Here is a 16259-nt window from a genome sequence, read left to right as displayed (position 1 = left end):
GGAAGGTCAGGAGGATGCACGAACATCCGATCGGTATCGGCTTCGCCCATGCGAAAGTCGTTCTCTTCGGTGAGCACGCCGTGCTGTACGGCGTTGCGGCGGCCGCGATCCCGGTCAAGCAGCTCACCATGCAGGTGACCGCCTCGCTGTCGGCGGCCGACGACGAATGCTGGGTCACCTTCGCCGGGCCCGGCGCCTTGCCCGCGGTCGATCCGCGCCGCCGGGCCGACGCGCCGATGCGGGTGCTCGTGTCGAATACGCTTGCGGCGCTCGGCAGCCGGCACCGTGGCGTGAATCTCGTGGTGGACTGCGGCATTCCGCAGGCACGGGGACTCGGCTCCAGTGCGGCGGGCGCGCGGGCGGTCGTGCTGGCACTGGCGGATCTGCTCGATCGCCATATCGAGCCGCAGGTCTGCCACTATCTGATCCAGGCGTCCGAGCAAGCGGTGCACGGAAAGTCGAGCGGTGTCGACGCGGCCGCCGTCGCGGCGACCCGGCCGATCCTGTTCCGCGACGGGGTCGCGACCGACCTCGCGTGGGGCGTCGACGCGCTCGTCGTGATCGCCGACAGCGGCATCGCGGCCAGTACCCAGGACGCGGTCGGGCAGCTACGCCGCCGGTTCGCGCAGCACCCCGGCCGGCAGGCGGAGTTCGTGGACCGGGCGCTCCGGATCGTGCGCACGGCCACGGACGAGCTCGCGCGTGGCGATCTCGACGCCGCGGGCCGGGCCTTCACCCGCAACCATGAGCTGTTGCGCGACGTCGAGCTGAGCAGTGCGGCGTTGGACGCTCTGGTCGACAGCGCGGTGGCCGCGGGCAGCCCGGGCGCCAAACTCACCGGCGGCGGACTGGGCGGATGTGTGCTCGCGCTGGCGCGAGATCTGCCGCAGGCGAGCGAGATCGCCACGGCGTTCCGGCGCGCCGGTGCGACGGCGACCTGGACGGTAGCGCCCGGCCGAGTGCTGAGTCTGCCCGAATTCGACGGGAGCCGACCGTGACTCGCGCTGTGTCGGCCACGGCCGTCGCGCACCCGAATATCGCGTTGATCAAGTACTGGGGCAAGCGCGACGAGGAGTTGATGCTCCCCGCGACCGACAGCCTCTCGATGACCTTGGACATCTATCCCACGACCACGACGGTGCGGGTGCTGCCCACGGCGGACCGCGATGACATAAACCTCGACGGGCAGCCGGCAGCCGGCGCGGCGGCGGCCCGGGTCGTGCGGTTCCTCGATGTCCTGCGCGCGGCGGCGGGCCGTTCGGATCGCCTCCGCGTCGATTCGCGCAACACCGTGCCGACCAGTGCCGGATTGGCCTCTTCGGCTGCCGGATTCGCCGCGCTGGCCCTGGCCGGTGCCGCGGTCTTCGGCCTCGACCCGGACCCCACCGCGGTGTCCCGGCTGGCCCGGCGTGGGTCCGGTTCCGCCAGCCGGTCGCTGTTCGGCGGCTTCGCCCTCTGGTATGCGGGGGAGGGCGACGGCGCGGCCGGGGATCGGTCCTCGTACGCCGTGGCGCTCGACGGCGGTGCGCTCGACCCGGCTCTGGTCGTGGCCCTGGTCGACACGGGGCCGAAGGTGATCTCGAGCCGGGAGGCGATGCGCCGGACAGTCGATACCTCGCCGCTGTATCCGGCGTGGGTCGACGCGAGCAAACCGGACCTGGTCGAGATGCGCGAAGCCATTGCGGCAGGCGATCTGCCGGTGGTCGGCGAGATCGCGGAACGCAACGCGCTGGGCATGCACGCGGTCATGCAGAGTGCGCGGCCCGCGGTGCGGTATCTCACCGCCGCGTCGTGGACCGTCATCGATCGCGTCGAAACGCTGCGCCGCCGCGGCGTCTGCGCGCACGTCACGATCGACGCCGGGCCGAATGTCAAAGTGCTCTGCGCCCGCGCGGACGCCGCCCAGGTAGCGCGGGCCCTCACCGAACTCGGTTGCACCAGAACCGTTGCCGTCGCCGGGCCCGGCCCGGGCGCGCGGCTGATCGCCGGAGGACAGCCGTGATCGTCCACCGTGCGCCCGGAAAGCTGTTCGTGGCGGGAGAATTCGCGGTCGTGGAGCCGGGACGGTCCGCGGTGCTGGTCGCCGTGGACCGGTACGTCGAGGTCGCGGTCGCGCCGGGCACGGATCCGGCCGCGGAAGTCACTGTCCGCAGCGATCTCTCGGTGACGGCACGGTTGCGGCGGGTGGGCGGGCGATTGGTCGCCCTCGACAGTTCCGCCGCGGAACTCGGCCACGTGATCACGGCGATCGAGACGGTCGAGCAGTTCGCCGGCGAACTCGGTCGCGCTCCGGTGGCCGTCGAGCTGACCATCGCCAGCACCATGCACGAGCACGGCACCAAGTTCGGGCTCGGCTCCAGCGGCGCCGTGACCGCGGCGGTGGTCGCGGCGTTGTCGGAGTTCCTCGGCATCGAACTCACCGCGGCGCAGCGGTTCCGGCTCGCGTTGCTCGCATCCGTCCGGCTCGATCGGCGCCCGTCCGGCGCGGACCTCGCGGTGAGCACCTGGGGTGGCTGGCTGGCTTACCGTGCGCCCGATCGCGAAGCGGTACACATCCTTTCGGCCCGGCACGGGCTCCGGCACGCGATGCACGCCGACTGGCCCGGGCTGTCGATCCGCCCGTTGCGCGCGCCGCCCGATGTCGACCTCCTGGTCGGCTGGACCGGTACCCCCGCTTCGACCGGCGCGCAACTCGCCAAGGTGTACGGCGGAGATGTCCGAGCCAGTGCGGCCTACCGGACCTTCCTGCGGGAAAGCGGCACGTGCGTCGCGGCACTCGAATCCGCAGTGCGGGAAGGCGATTCGGCATGGCTGCTGCGTGGCGTGCGCCGGTTTCACGCAATCCTGCGCGCTTTCGACAGCGCGGCTCGGCTCGGCATTTTCACGGAGCGGCTGACCGCGCTGTGCGCGACGGCCGAGGCCGCGGGTGGCGCGGCGAAACCGTCCGGCGCGGGCGGCGGCGACTGCGGTATCGCGCTACTCCACGGCGACGCGCGCACCGCCGCGGCGGCACTGAGCGAGCAATGGCAGGCACAGGGCATCCGGCCCCTGCCCGTCGCGATTTCCACTTCGGCAGGAGCAGCGCGATGATCGGCAACCGCAAGGACGACCACGTCAGATTGGCTGCCGCACAGCAACAGTCGCCAAGGCGAACGAACGACTTCGACCATGTCCGATTCGTGCACCACGCGCTGGGTGCCGTCGATCGGTCCGACGTCGAGCTCCGCACGGGCTTCGCGGGCGGGACGTGGCAGGCACCGCTCTATGTCAACGCGATGACCGGTGGGTCCGTCGCCACGGGACGGATCAACCGGGATCTCGCCATCGCCGCGCGGGAGACGGGTCTTGCGATGGCGACCGGTTCGCTCAGCGCCTATCTCAAAGATCCGGCGACCGCTGACACGTATCGAGTTGTGCGCCAGGAGAACCCGAAAGGCTTTCTGATGGCGAACGTCAACGCGACCGTGTCCGTGGACGACGCGCGCCGCGCGATCGACCTGCTCGAGGCGGACGCGTTGCAGATCCATCTGAACACCGTGCAGGAAATCGTGATGCCCGAAGGGGACCGCGAGTTCGCCTACTGGGCCGCGCGGATCGAGCAGGTCGTGCGCGGTGTCGACGTGCCGGTGATCGTGAAGGAGGTCGGCTGCGGGCTCAGCCGGGAAACCGTCGCGCTGCTGCGTGATCTGGGTGTCTACGCCGCCGACGTGGCGGGTCGTGGCGGCACCGATTTCGCGTCGATCGAGAACAGCAGGCGCACCGCGGGCGAGTACGCGTTCTTCGCCGGCTGGGGACAGTCCGCACCGGCCTGCCTGCTCGACGCCGCGGCGGTGGGGGTGCCGTTGCTCGCCTCCGGTGGCGTCCGTCATCCCCTCGATGTCGCGCGCGGCTTGGCGTTGGGCGCGGTGGCGGTCGGCGTTTCCGGACGCTTCCTCGGCGTCCTCGTCGAGCACGGTGTCGACCGGCTGATCGAGGAAATCCGTTTGTGGCTGGATCAATTGACCGCGGTGATGACTGTGCTGGGCGCCGCCACCCCCACTTTACTGACGCAATGCGCGCTGGTGATTTCCGGCGAGCTGCGCGAATTCTGCGCGGTCCGAGGCCTTCCGGTCGGCCACCTGGCGAACCGGTACCCGTCCGCGGCCCGGCATCCGAGGCGGGCATGACGGGTGACGATCAGCGGCGTGGCCGCACGAAGAGAGGAACAGGGATGCACGATACGGCGGATTCGGCGGCCAGGGTGCCGATGAAATGGGTGGGACCGCTGCGTATCTCGGGGAATATCGCCGAGACCGAGACCGAGGTCCCGCTGGCCACCTACGAATCACCGCTGTGGCCGTCGGTCGCCCGGGGCGCGCGGGTGTCGATGGCCGCCGATCGGGGCATCGTCGCCACGTTGACCGACGAACGCATGACCCGGTCGATCCTGCTACGTGCCGACGACGCGGCAACCGCGTACGCCGCCGCTCAGCAGCTGCACAAGGAACTGGGCCTGCTCCAAGGGATCGTCGAGGCGGGCAGCCGATACGCCCGGCTGATCGGCTTCCGGCACGAGATCGTCGCCGATCTGCTGTACCTGCGCTTCGAATTCAGCACAGGCGACGCGGCGGGCCACAACATGGTCACCTTGGCCGCCGACCAGCTGATGGGCGCCATCCTGGCGCGGATCCCCGGTCTCGCCTACGAATCCATCTCCGGCAACTACTGCACCGACAAGAAGGTCTCGGCGGTGAACGGCATTCTGGGGCGCGGGAAGAACGTGGTCACCGAGCTGCTGGTGCCGCGTGCTGTCGTGACGAACGCGCTGCACACGAGCGCCGCGGCGATCGCCGGGCTCAACCTGCGCAAGAACCTGATCGGCAGCATCCTCGCGGGCGGAATACGTTCGGCGAACGCACATTACGCCAACATGCTGCTCGGCTTCTATCTCGCCACCGGGCAGGACGCGGCCAATATCGTCGAGGGTTCCCAGGGCGTGACGGTGGCCGAGGACCGGGACGGCGATCTCTATTTCTCGTGCACTCTGCCGAACGTCGTCGTCGGCACGGTCGGCAACGGCAAGCGCCTCGATTTCGTCGAGGCGAACCTCCGCCGGCTCGGCTGCCGCGACGACCGCGAAACCGGCTCCAATGCAAGACGTTTGGCCGTGATCGCGGCCGCCACGGTGCTCTGCGGGGAGCTCTCGCTGCTCGCTGCCCAGACCAATCCGGGCGAACTCATGTACGCGCACGTGCAACTGGAGCGCGGCGCCGACCTCTCTAGGAAGTGATCCTGAAATGACAGAAGTACCAGTGGGAATCCACGATCTGGCCTTCGCCACTGCGCACTACGTGCTGAGCCACGCTCGCCTGGCGGAGCACACCGGGGCGGATATCGGTAAGTACCACCACGGCATCGGGCAGGAGGCGATGAGCGTCCCGGCCCGTGACGAAGACATCGTCACCATGGCGGCGACGGCCGCGCGGGCCATTGTGCACCGGCATCCCGACGCCGATATCCGCACGGTGGTGCTGGCCACCGAGACGTCGATCGACCAGTCGAAATCCGCGGGCATCTATGTGAGTTCGTTGCTCGGGCTGCCCTCGTCGATTCGCGTGGTCGAGCTGAAACAGGCGTGTTACGCGGGGACGGCGGGCCTGCAGTTCGCGTGCTCGCTGGTCGCCGCCGCGCCCGAACAGAGCGTGCTCGTGATCGCCAGCGATATCGCGAAATACGAGCTGGACAGTCCCGGCGAGGCGACCCAGGGCGCCGGTGCGGCGGCGATGCTGGTCAGTGCCCACCCCGCGATCCTGCGGGTGGAACGACCCGCCGGGCTGTACACCGCCGACATCATGGATTTCTGGCGGCCCAATTACCGCGACGCCGCACTCGTCGACGGTCAGGCGTCGGTCGTCGCCTACTTGCAGGCGGTCGAGAGCGCCTGGAAGGACTACCGCGAGCAGGGCGGTCGGCCGTTGGGGGACTTCGTGGCGTTCTGCTATCACCAGCCGTTCACCAAGATGGCTTACAAGGCCCACCGGCACCTGCTGACCTGCTCGGACACCGATGTCACCGAGGACGAGATGCACGCGATGATCGCACCGACCACGGTGTACAACCGGGCGATCGGCAACAGCTACACCGCGTCGCTGTACATCGGGCTGGCCTCGTTGCTCGATCACGGGGGCGACCTCACCGGAAAGTCCATCGCGTTGCTGAGCTACGGGTCCGGCTGCGTCGCCGAATTCTTCGGTGGCACGGTGGTTCCCGGGTATCGCGCGCACTTGCGGACCGCGGCGAACGCGGCCGTCCTGGCCCGCCGCGAGGCCATCGACTACCGCAGATATCGCGCGCTGCGGGTGCACGAACTGCCGACCGACGGCGGCGACCACGAGTTGCCGCGACAGACCGGTGCGCCGTTCCGGCTCGCCGGTATCACCGAGCACCGCCGCATCTATCAGCCACGGCCTGCGGCGGTGGCGGACTGACCCACCAGGCCTTTCGCATTGGTCAGGTGAGCTGCTCGAGCCGCCTCGTCCGACCAGGGGGCGGGCGGCGCGGTACGTGTCGATCATCGATACAGTTCGATTCGATATGGACAAAGTGTCTCATCAGTTCTATGGTGAATTCCCAAGGGGGACGCGACGGCAGGGGAGCCGCGCCCCCCGTACAGGAGCGATGACCGCCGAGCGAACCGGAGTGCTCATGAGTATCGGGTCCACCCAGCGTCCTACCGTCGACGAGCCGCGGGCGCGCGGCCGCTGGCCCAAGCCGGTCGTGGCGGTGATCGCGCTAGCCGTGCTGGCCTTCCTGGTGGGCGGGTTCGGTGGTTCATATCAATCGAAGCTGTCCGAGGTGATCCGCAACGACAACAAGGCCTTCCTGCCGAGTTCCGCCGAATCCACCGCGGCCAACAGCGAGGTCACGAAGTTCTCTGCGGCCCAGACGATTCCGGCCGTGGTGGTGTTCCACCGCGACGGTGCGCTCACCGCAGGCGACAAAGACCGGATCGGCCGCGCCGCCGTCGCGATGGCGCAGGTCGCGGGCGTGGACAAGGACGGGGTGCGTGGGCCGCGGTACGCGGCGGACGGTACGGCCGCCGCCGTGTTCGCGCCGCTGATCTCGGCGGCGCCCGACGGCTCTACCAGAACCGGCGACCAGCTCTCGGCCGCCGTAGCAGACCTGCTCGAGGTGGCTCGGCAAACGGCGGGCGGCGACGGACTCGAGGTGTCGCCCGCCGGGCCGGGCGGCTTGCTGGTCTCGCTCATCGAGTCGTTCAAGGGGCTCGACAGCACACTGCTGCTGGCCGCCCTCGCGGTGGTCGTCGTCATCCTGCTCTTGGTCTACCGATCACCCGTATTGTGGGTGTTCCCTCTGCTTTCGGCGCTGATCTCGCTCGGCCTGGCCTCGCTGGCGATCTACTATCTGGCCAAGCACGACGTGCTCACCTTGAACGGGCAGGCCCAAGGCATCCTGTTCGTGCTGGTGATCGGCGCGGGCACGGATTATGCCCTCCTACTCACCGCGCGATATCGGGAGGAGTTGCACGCCAAGGACAATCGGTTCGACGCGATGATCGCGGCGTGGCGCAAATCCGTGGCCGCCATCATCGCCTCGGCGGCGACCGTCGTGATCGGTGTGCTCTGTTTGATGTTCGCCGAACTGGATTCGACCGGCAGCATGGGCCCGGTCGCCGCGATCGGTGTCGGGTGCACCGTGCTCGTCATGCTGACGGTCTTCCCCTGTCTGCTGGCGCTTGCCGGACGCTGGGTGTTCTGGCCGCGGCTGGCCCGGGTGGATCACCTCAGTGATCTGTCGGCGCACGGGATCTGGGGCCGGATCGCCGGCTGGATCGCCGCCCGGCACCGCGTGGTGTGGGTCGGCACGACCGTGCTGCTGATCATCGGGGCCTGCGGGATCGGCATGCTCGACGCACGCGGTATTCCGATGCAGGAGGCGTTCACCAACGACCCGGAAGCCGTTGCGGGCCAGGAGATCTACAACGCGAAGTTCGACAAGGGCGCGGGCGCACCGGCATTCATCGTCGTGAACAGCGGCGCGGTCGATCAGGTGATCGCGGCCGGTGCGCAGGTGCCCGGCATCTCCGATCGGCCGGGCTCGATCTGCGTCCGTGTGGATCCGGCGAAGCTGGCGGCGCTTCCCGAAAGTCAGCGTGGGTCCGCGGTCGGGTGCCCGCCACCGGCACTCCAGGCGCAACCGGTGAACGGCCGCACCGTGCTCGACGCGACGCTGGCCGATCCCTACGACACCACCGCGGCACTGGACGCGGTCGACCGGCTGCGGGAAACGTTGCACGCCATACCCGGCGCCGACGCGCTGGTCGGCGGACAGTCGGCCGAGGCACTCGATGTGCGGGAGGCGGCGGTCCGGGACCGTACCGTCATCATCCCGATTGTGCTGGTCGTGATCTTCCTGGTGCTGGCTTTGTTGCTGCGCGCGCTGGTCGTGCCGATCCTGCTGATCGGTTCGGTGGTGCTGTCCTTCGCGACCGCGCTCGGCGTCAGCGGCTTCGTGTTCGACAAGATATTCGGCTTCCCCGGACAGGATCCCTCCTTCCCGCTGTTCGTTTTCGTCTTCCTCATCGCATTGGGCATCGACTACAACATCTTCTTGATGACCCGGGTCCGCGAAGAATCCCAGACCTTCGGCACACGGGTCGGAATCATTCGGGGACTCACGGTGACCGGTGGCGTGATCACCTCCGCGGGCGTCGTGCTGGCTGCGACTTTCGCGGTACTCGGCGTGGTTCCGCTGGTGAATACGGCCGAGATCGGTTTCGCGGTGGCGTTCGGCGTGCTGCTGGACACCGTGATCGTGCGCAGCCTGCTGGTGCCGGCGCTCGCCTACGATATCGGCAGGCGTATCTGGCTGCCCTCCGGCCTTGCCGCCGTGCGGGATTCGGGCACGGACCACGTTGACGCGGCGCGAACGCCCGTGAAATCCTGACTGCTGTCGGGAGCGCCGCGTATCCGAATTTCTTCGGATGAATATCTGAAGCCTTCTTTCGATAACTCCAGCAGATATCGGGTGGGTGCGCGATGAGCCACACTCACTCTGTTCTGGAGAAACGATGAACGCAGCACAATCGGTCAGCTCGCCCCTCGTCACGACAGGGCAGAAATTCCGGTACGCACTACGTATCAGGCGGCTGGAATTTCTGCCCGTCCACCTGTCGGTCATACTCACCGCGGCTTTTCTCGGGGCGGCCTCGGCCGATCAACTCATCTCCGGCAAGACACTGGCCGTTGTGGTCGCCTTCCTCCTGGGCCTGCACGCCGGGAACATGGCGAACTGCGTCGCGGACCGGGAGTTGGACCTGATCTACAAGGGCAGGCTGGCCGAGGCGGTCGACGGTTTGGGCAAGCGCAACATCGTGATCCAGATCGTCACCCACATCGTCCTCGTGCTGTTGCTCGGCGCGTATGTGACGGCGTCGAGCGGGCACTGGGAGATCGCGGTGCTGGGCGTTGTCTGGATCGTCGTCGGATTCGAGTATTCGTTGCCGCCGCTGCGGCTCAAGGGCGCCGGCGTGTTCCAGTCCGTGACGCTCGCGTCGACCATCGCACTGCTGCCCGGCATCATGATGATCCGGGCCATCGGCACCGTCCCGGAATGGGCAGCGTTCGTCGCGTTTCTCGGATACACCACCGCGATGACAATGGTCAATTTGATCAACCAGACCGAAGACATCCCAGAGGACGCGAAATTCGGCATCATGACCAGCGCCCGCGCGTTGGGACTCACCGGAACCGTGACGACCGCATTGGTTCTGGTGGTGATCGGCGCGACGACCTTTCTCGCGGCAGCGGTATCGCTCGGGGCCTACTGGTGGGCCGTCGGGTTGTATGCGGTCGCTGCCCTCTTCACGCTGCGATTCATCTCCGGAATACTTCGTGGTGTCCGCGGTAAATCGCTGGACGACGCGATTCTGATCGCACGGAAGAACACCCGGCGGCTGCCGCTGTACGGCGCGGTAATGGGTTGGGGGAGCGTTGCTCTCGCGGCGGCGGTATTCGCCGCGCGCTGATGCCGCCGGGTGCAGCCGGAAAGGATTCCAATAGTCATGCCTTTGCCCGAGTCGATATCCTATGCGCTGCCGGAGGCGCTGCCGCCGAATATTGTGAAGTGGACGGTGGATCCGCGCCGCGCGGTGGTGCTGATCCACGATATGCAGCGCTATTTCATCCGGCGGTTCGACGGCTCCGCCGAACCGATCGCCGCCGTCGTACGGAACATCGCGCGCATCAAACGTGCCGCCGTGCAGTCGGGCTGTCCGGTGATCTACACGGCCCAGCCGGGGGATCAGGAGCCGGCGACCCGCGCGTTGCTCGCGGACTTCTGGGGGCCGGGCCTGTCCGGCGCCGCAGAGGACACCTCGGTGATCACCGAGCTGACGCCGGACCGGCGCGACGTCACGCTGACGAAGTGGCGCTACAGTGCCTTCTCGCGCACCGATCTGCTCCGGCGGCTGAGCGCCGCCGACCGGGACCAGTTGATCATCACCGGCGTCTACGCGCATATCGGCTGTCTGGCAACGGCTTTGGACGCTTTCATGCACGACGTCCAGGCCTTCCTGGTCGCGGACGCGGTGGCCGACTTTTCGCGGTCGCATCACGAGCAGGCACTCGACTACATCGCCGCCCGCTGCGGCGCGGTGGTCCGCACCGCCGACACCGTCGAGCATCTCGGCCGCGCCGGTACCGAGCCGGCGTCCTCGATCCTGCTGGAGCGGCAATGGGTGGGGTAGACCGCGCGGCGGCGTGCGTGCTCACCGGTCCGGACGGCAGTCTCGTCGGCACCGGTGTCCGGCAGAGTTATACCGATCTCGACACCGCGGCGAAGGCGCTGCGCAACGACGACGCATCAATCCTCCTGGGCGCCTTGCCGTTCGACCCGGCCGCGCCTGCCGCCCTGATCGACCCGATCGCTTTCCGGCGCGCGCCGGACCGGTGGCGGCACGGCCGAAACGCCGAATCGTGGCGGCCCCGCCTGCGGTCCATCGAACCGGATCCATCGGCCGCCGAGCATCAGCGGCGGATCGAATCGGCGCTCGACTCGATCGCCGCCGGACGGCTCGACAAGGTGGTGCTGGCGCGCCGGATGCGCCTGACCACCGAGCGGCCGATCGATGGGGTGGCGATGCTGCGCGCCCTGGTCGCGCGTGACCCGCGTGCGAATGGGTTCTATCTGGATCTCACCGCCTTCCGTGGTCACGGCGCGGCTCTGGTCGGCGCCAGTCCCGAACTGCTGGTACGGCGCACCGGCTCGCAGGTGTACGCCTGCCCGCTCGCCGGTTCGGCACCACGGCGCGGGGCGATGGATACGGCCCGCACCGCGGCCACGTTGCTGGCCTCGGAGAAGGACCGGCGCGAGCATCGCTTCGTCGTCGACTTCATCGTGTCCGCCCTGACGCCGCTGTGTTCCGCGCTGCACTGGTCCGAGGAACCCGAGATCTTCGGTACCCCCGATCTCGTGCACCTGGGCACCCCGATACGCGGCACCCTCGCCGATCCCGACTGCACCTCCCTGGACCTGGCACGCATCCTGCAGCCCACGCCCGCGCTGGGCGGCACACCGCGCGGCGAGGCGATGCGGCTGATCGAGGAGATCGAGGGCGACCGCGGCTTCTACGGCGGTGCGGTCGGATGGTGCGACCGGTCGGGCGACGGGGCCTGGAGCGTCTGTATTCGATGCGCGGATATCGCGCCCGGCGGCCACGTCGCCACCGCATTCGCCGGCGGTGGGATCGTCGCGGGCTCGGAACCGGTGGCCGAGGTCGAGGAGACCATGGCCAAGTTCCGGGCGATCCTGAGCGTCTTCGATGACGAGCCTGCCGCATGAATACCACTGAGCAGCAAAATGATTCGGACTGTGCGCTGGTTGTCGGCGCCGCGGGCGGGATCGGCGGCGCCGTCGCCGAGCGGCTGGCCGCGGCGGGGCGCGACCTTGCTCTACTCGACCGCGACGGCGCGGCACTCGCCGTGGTGGGCAAGCAGATCCGGGCGAACCACGGCGCGGACCGTCGAGTCACCACCCATGTGGCGGATATCGGCTGTCGCGCCGAGGTGGAGTGCGCCATCGACGAGATCGAGCGGCAGCACGGCCCGGTCGGCGCGCTGGCCTGTGCCGCCGGCGTGCTGCACAGCGGCCCGCTCACCGATATCGATGCCGACGCCGTGCAGCGCATGATCGATGTGAATGTCGTTGGGGTACTGCATCTTCTGGCGGCCGTCGGCGGCCGGATGAAGCAGCGTCACCGCGGGTCGATCGTCGTGATCGGGTCGAACGCCGCGGCGGTACCGCGGCTGCGCATCGGTGTGTACGGCGCGACGAAGGCGGCCGCCGCGCTGCTCACCCGCGTGGCCGCGCTGGAGCTGGCGCCCTACGGGGTGCGGGCCAATGTCGTGGCACCGGGCTCCACCGATACCCCGATGCTGCGGGCGCTGTACTCGAGCGAGGACGAGATGGTCCGGCACGCCGTCGGCGGCAGCTCGGCGGACTTCCGCTTGGGCATACCGCTGGGGCGGCTCGCGCAGGCGTCCGATATCGCTGCGGCGGTGCACTTTCTGCTCTCGGACGCGGCGCGTCACATCACCATGCAGACGCTGTACGTCGACGGCGGGGCGACGCTGCACGACTGAACCGAACAGCTCAGTCCTGGTAGCGCAGTCCGGTGAGCGTCAAGGAGACGAGCCGCTGCACCGCGGCCTTGCTTTCCAGGCTGTTCGCGCCGGTGATCGCGAACAGGCAGTAGTTGGCCAGCTCGAAGGGGTTGATGTCGTCGCGAATCCGCCCCGCCGCCGCGGCGTCGGCGATCACGCCCTGCAGCAGGCCGTGCAGCTGCCGCTGCGACTCGGCCACGCGCTCGTTCGTGTGCATGAGCGATTCGACCTGGGCGCCGTGCATCTCCCGGCGTTGGTTCTCGGCGCGGCGCAGGTGGATCTCGGCGTAGGCCTCCAGCACCGCGCAGAGCCGCTTACCCGGGTCGGTCTTGCTGTCGCGCACCGTGGACAGATGCTCGAGGTGCCGATTGATCTGCCGCTCGTGCCAGGCCGCGAGAATCGTTGCGATATCAGGGAAGTACCGATACAGGGTCGCGCGGCCGATGCCGACCTTCTCGGCAACCTCCGACATCGTCGTCGACGCGGGTCCGTGTTCGAGGGCGAGCGCCCACGTGGTGTCCAGGATCGCCTCGCGGACATCGCGGCGATGCGATTCGACAGTGGCGGCCCAAGGTCTCGACATCAGCGAAGTATAGCGCGGTATCCCAGGTAGGTCATTTCGTATCGACACGGACAGAATGTCCGATAGAATGGGACGCATGGACGAGTCGGCTGATCTCCGGGTTGGTAATCCCGAGCGAGAGCAAGCGCTGAGCGACCTTTCGGCACATCTCGGGGCGGGGCGGCTCAGCGTCGCCGAATTCGACGAGCGCAGCGCGCAGTTGGTGCGTGCCACGACCCGGCGGGACATCGCGGCGGTATTCACCGACCTCCCCGCACTGGCGCCCGCGCAGGCGGAAGTCGCCGAGCAGGTCGAGCGGGATCCGGCGTACCGGCGCGTCATGGTGCTGGCGCCAGCCGCGCTCGTCACGGCGGCGCTGACCGTCGGTCAGCTCAGCTGGCTGTGGTTCCTGCTGCTGATCCCCGCAGTTCGGCGGGTCCTCGTGCGGCGGCCGGACCCGCATCATCCGCCGCACCGCGGACACCCGGCCGCGCGCCTGCACGAACTGCGCACCAAATCGCGCGCGGCGATTCATCGGTAAGGGTGCGCGGGTCGGCCCCGTGCAAGTCCGCCCCTGAAGGGGCGCAGCATCACGAGCCGATCGAGGTCGACCTCCCGATCGGGCAGATCGCCGAGCGCTTGGATCGCCGCCGGCGACCCCGACCGGTTGCCCAATCAAGCCCTGTCATCACAGAGTTTTCATGCACTTCACAGCAGCTGTAAGTGCTGTGAAGTGTGTGGATCGTCTGTGAGCCAGCGAGTTTCGCGCCTGACAGTGCTCGGACGGTCCTGCTGCCGGTGGTCGGCGGCGGGGTCGTTTGGCGCGCGGGTCAGGCCTGCGAACGTGCCGTGGGTCGGCCCGCGGGTCGGCCCGTGCGGTACGTGGTCGGCGAACCGGGTCGTCCGCCGCGGGTAGTCCAGTTGCCGCGGCGGCGGTCCCGGGTGACCCAACCGGCGTCCGGGATCATCGTTCGACTCCTAGGGCCGCGCGGGCGATGGCGTCAGTGTCGGCGAGGGTGACCGAGTTGACGCCCGGGCGGGCGCCTGCGGCGGTGACCCAGCGCACCGACTCGGTGGGTACGCCGCAGGCGAATCGGCGGGGATGGCTGCGTCCCTTTCGGTCCAGCACCGCGTGCGAACCCGCCATGACGTCCAGGCCGCCGGTCGGGTAGTCGTCGCGGTCCGGATCGAACACCGTATGGCGGCGCACCTCATCGCGTTGAAAAAGGTTGCGCAGCAGTGGGTCTCCGGTGCGGGGTAGATCGGGTGCGGGCAGAAACGCATCGATCAGCGTGCGCGCGGATGTCGTCGAGCCGGCGACGCTCGGCGAATCGGTGACGAAACAGCCGAGCGCCGGATCGACCCGGACCCGCATACCCGGGCCGACGACGCGGACGATGCCGGCGCGGATGAGCGCTGCCAGCTCGGCGATCCGATGCGCGGGCGGTCCGATGGACAGGAAGGCGTTCAGCGGCGTGTACCACCGATCGAGGTCGTCGCGGTAGGAACTGCCGGTGATGCCGCCGTAGTCGACGATCAGCCGGACCTCGTTGCGCAGATCCCGCAGCACATCCAGCGCCGCCTTGACCGGGCCGTGGACGTTGCCGAGTTGGGCATGTCGGACGTCCGCGTCCAGGTAGCCGAGCAGCCACGATCGGAAATCCGCGGGATCGCCGAAGTGGCGACCGCCGGTGGGGTCGGCGATGGTCGCCCAGTCCCATCGGTGGTCGCGGGGGACGTGAAACCGGTCCAGTACATCGGCGGCGTCCGGTGCGGTGGGCGCGTGCAGATAGCGGTGTCGGAAGTCGCGGAGTTCGCGGGCACTGACCCGGTCGGCGATCGACGCGGTGTAGTACACCGATTCGACCTCGCGAGCGATCAGCGGCCAGACGTCGCGGCGAAACGACAGGTCAGCGAATTGCTGTGCCCTGGTGCGGAGTTCGGCGATGCGCGGAGCATCGAGTAACTGTGGTTCGTAGCGGCCGTCGACCCCCTTCTGGTTCTCGCCACGGGCATGGTGGGGTACACCGCGCCGGCATCCCGCGATGATGAACGGCTCACTGCCGGACGGGATGTACTCCAGCGGTCCGCGGGTCTGTTTGAAACAGCCGCCGCGTCCCGAGGTCAGCAGGGTCAGGTAGTCGAAGAAGGTGAGGCCGAGGCCGCGCACGAGCACGGGTTCGCGGGCCGGGATCGAGTCGACGTCGACATCGGACGCGTTGGCAGGCGCGAAATAGGTCAGGCCCGAAGTTCGTGCGGCGTGCGCTATTTCGGGGCTGTTCGTCCCGGCCAGCGGCAGGTGGCCCTGCGTGAGTACGACGGCGTGCAAGCCGCGCAGGTGTTCGCCGTTGCTCAGCCGGAGCTCCTGGAGTCCGGCGGGTTCGTCGCGCAGATCCAGCGCGGTAGCGGTGATTTCCTGCGCGTGCGCGACACGGCGGTATCGGTCCCGGATCTGCTCGTAACTCCAGCGCAGATAATATCCGTAACCGGCTCGGGTGGGATAAGTATCCGGGCCGAGCGCGCGGAGTCGCGTGTAGATATTCTGCGGTAACTCGGCGAAATTGCCGACTTTGTCCAGGAAACTCGCCCATTCGTAGAGGCTGGGACCGGGCTCGACCGGTCCCGCCATCTCCACCGAGACGTCGGTGAACACGGTGACCTGCGAGGCAACCGTGTTCATCAGCAGCTCGCCGGGCTGATCCGTGCGCCAGACCGTCCCCGTGCCGACCCTGGTCGAATCGATGAGAAATACTTCGATGTCCCCCGATGCACCCGAGGCCCGGGCATTGGCGCAGATTCGCTCGAAAACGCTCAACCCGCGCGGTCCGACCCCGACTATCGCAATTCGAAGGACCGGTCCCGATCTGTCGGCGTGCGAATAATCTGGAGTCGCCGGTGAAATCAATGCTCCGCCCCCCCGGAACAAACAAAGTCGATGTCGCGCAATTGGGCGACGAATTCGATGCTATTCAGCGCGCGCACGAAGCGTCAACGGGGCAGCGACCGGGCCGGCCGTTACCGAACGCGAATCGGCG

At 68.4% G+C, this 16259-nt stretch carries 14 protein-coding genes; 12 read left to right on the top strand and 2 right to left on the bottom strand.

Annotation, left to right across the window (positions count from 1 at the left end; translation table 11 throughout):
• The first annotated feature begins 14 nt into the window (after positions 1 to 14).
• The 11 genes from mvk (at position 15) to NVU01S_RS07310 (ending at position 12641) form a co-directional block, all read left to right on the top strand.
• Positions 15 to 998 (top strand): mevalonate kinase, encoded by a 984-nt coding sequence (gene mvk / locus NVU01S_RS07360; protein ID WP_052280548.1) that lies wholly within the window; start codon positions 15 to 17, stop codon positions 996 to 998.
• Positions 995 to 2002 carry a diphosphomevalonate decarboxylase gene (gene mvaD / locus NVU01S_RS07355; RefSeq protein WP_156161561.1) on the top strand — a complete coding sequence of 336 codons (1008 nt, stop codon included), beginning with the start codon at positions 995 to 997 and terminating at the stop codon, positions 2000 to 2002. Before mvk ends, mvaD begins: the two co-directional genes overlap by 4 nt.
• Positions 1999 to 3090, top strand: a complete 1092-nt coding sequence (locus NVU01S_RS07350) for a phosphomevalonate kinase (protein WP_043669883.1) — start codon at positions 1999 to 2001, stop codon at positions 3088 to 3090. The genes mvaD and NVU01S_RS07350 overlap by 4 nt, the downstream gene beginning before the upstream one ends.
• Positions 3087 to 4166 carry a type 2 isopentenyl-diphosphate Delta-isomerase gene (gene fni, locus NVU01S_RS07345; protein ID WP_043669880.1) on the top strand — a complete coding sequence of 360 codons (1080 nt, stop codon included), beginning with the start codon at positions 3087 to 3089 and terminating at the stop codon, positions 4164 to 4166. The genes NVU01S_RS07350 and fni overlap by 4 nt, the downstream gene beginning before the upstream one ends.
• Positions 4167 to 4210: 44 nt before the next feature.
• Positions 4211 to 5269, top strand: coding sequence for a hydroxymethylglutaryl-coenzyme A reductase family protein (locus NVU01S_RS07340; RefSeq protein WP_156161560.1), 1059 nt, complete (start codon positions 4211 to 4213; stop codon positions 5267 to 5269).
• A gap of 7 nt (positions 5270 to 5276) precedes the next feature.
• Positions 5277 to 6467, top strand: coding sequence for a hydroxymethylglutaryl-CoA synthase (locus NVU01S_RS07335; RefSeq protein WP_043669878.1), 1191 nt, complete (start codon positions 5277 to 5279; stop codon positions 6465 to 6467).
• A 217-nt stretch (positions 6468 to 6684) separates the two neighbouring features.
• Positions 6685 to 8946 carry an MMPL family transporter gene (locus tag NVU01S_RS07330; protein WP_052280558.1) on the top strand — a complete coding sequence of 754 codons (2262 nt, stop codon included), beginning with the start codon at positions 6685 to 6687 and terminating at the stop codon, positions 8944 to 8946.
• A 124-nt stretch (positions 8947 to 9070) separates the two neighbouring features.
• On the top strand, positions 9071 to 10027 hold the full coding sequence (locus tag NVU01S_RS07325; protein ID WP_043669872.1) for a UbiA family prenyltransferase: 957 nt from the start codon (positions 9071 to 9073) through the stop codon (positions 10025 to 10027).
• Between the two features lie 36 nt (positions 10028 to 10063).
• Entirely contained in the window at positions 10064 to 10747 is a 684-nt protein-coding gene (locus NVU01S_RS07320) for an isochorismatase family protein (protein WP_043669869.1), read from the top strand.
• A complete protein-coding gene (locus NVU01S_RS07315; protein WP_043669864.1) occupies positions 10735 to 11841 on the top strand; it encodes an isochorismate synthase in 1107 nt (368 codons plus the stop codon). The genes NVU01S_RS07320 and NVU01S_RS07315 overlap by 13 nt, the downstream gene beginning before the upstream one ends.
• The gene (locus NVU01S_RS07310; RefSeq protein ID WP_052280547.1) at positions 11838 to 12641 is read left to right on the top strand and encodes an SDR family oxidoreductase; all 804 of its coding nucleotides are present in this window, start codon (positions 11838 to 11840) and stop codon (positions 12639 to 12641) included. The genes NVU01S_RS07315 and NVU01S_RS07310 overlap by 4 nt, the downstream gene beginning before the upstream one ends.
• A 10-nt stretch (positions 12642 to 12651) precedes the next feature.
• Here NVU01S_RS07310 and NVU01S_RS07305 read toward each other — a convergent pair whose 3' ends face one another.
• Complete coding sequence (locus tag NVU01S_RS07305) at positions 12652 to 13245, bottom strand: TetR/AcrR family transcriptional regulator (protein ID WP_014982415.1); 594 nt, start codon at positions 13243 to 13245, stop codon at positions 12652 to 12654.
• 76 nt (positions 13246 to 13321) lie between these two features.
• Here NVU01S_RS07305 and NVU01S_RS07300 point away from each other — a divergent pair, with 76 nt between their 5' ends.
• A complete protein-coding gene (locus NVU01S_RS07300; protein WP_052280546.1) occupies positions 13322 to 13765 on the top strand; it encodes a DUF1707 SHOCT-like domain-containing protein in 444 nt (147 codons plus the stop codon).
• A gap of 423 nt (positions 13766 to 14188) precedes the next feature.
• On the opposite strand, the gene NVU01S_RS07295 is transcribed toward NVU01S_RS07300, so the two are convergent.
• A complete protein-coding gene (locus NVU01S_RS07295; RefSeq protein WP_280140753.1) occupies positions 14189 to 16129 on the bottom strand; it encodes an FAD/NAD(P)-binding protein in 1941 nt (646 codons plus the stop codon).
• Between the last annotated feature and the right edge of the window lie 130 nt (positions 16130 to 16259).

Origin of the sequence: Nocardia vulneris, from assembly GCF_001613425.1 — a bacterium.
GTDB lineage: Bacteria > Actinomycetota > Actinomycetes > Mycobacteriales > Mycobacteriaceae > Nocardia > Nocardia vulneris.
The sequence above is the reverse complement of the archived record's forward strand: the minus strand, read 5'-3'. Positions and strand labels throughout refer to the sequence as shown.

Coding starts and splice junctions, on each gene's coding strand:
- NVU01S_RS07340 (WP_156161560.1), top strand. CDS start 4,211: ATGCACGATACGGCGGATTCGGCGGCCAGGGTGCCGATGAAATGGGTG.
- NVU01S_RS07315 (WP_043669864.1), top strand. CDS start 10,735: ATGGGTGGGGTAGACCGCGCGGCGGCGTGCGTGCTCACCGGTCCGGAC.
- NVU01S_RS07310 (WP_052280547.1), top strand. CDS start 11,838: ATGAATACCACTGAGCAGCAAAATGATTCGGACTGTGCGCTGGTTGTC.
- NVU01S_RS07305 (WP_014982415.1), bottom strand. CDS start 13,245: ATGTCGAGACCTTGGGCCGCCACTGTCGAATCGCATCGCCGCGATGTC.
- mvk (WP_052280548.1), top strand. CDS start 15: ATGCACGAACATCCGATCGGTATCGGCTTCGCCCATGCGAAAGTCGTT.
- NVU01S_RS07300 (WP_052280546.1), top strand. CDS start 13,322: ATGGACGAGTCGGCTGATCTCCGGGTTGGTAATCCCGAGCGAGAGCAA.
- NVU01S_RS07335 (WP_043669878.1), top strand. CDS start 5,277: ATGACAGAAGTACCAGTGGGAATCCACGATCTGGCCTTCGCCACTGCG.
- fni (WP_043669880.1), top strand. CDS start 3,087: ATGATCGGCAACCGCAAGGACGACCACGTCAGATTGGCTGCCGCACAG.
- NVU01S_RS07320 (WP_043669869.1), top strand. CDS start 10,064: ATGCCTTTGCCCGAGTCGATATCCTATGCGCTGCCGGAGGCGCTGCCG.
- NVU01S_RS07330 (WP_052280558.1), top strand. CDS start 6,685: ATGAGTATCGGGTCCACCCAGCGTCCTACCGTCGACGAGCCGCGGGCG.
- NVU01S_RS07325 (WP_043669872.1), top strand. CDS start 9,071: ATGAACGCAGCACAATCGGTCAGCTCGCCCCTCGTCACGACAGGGCAG.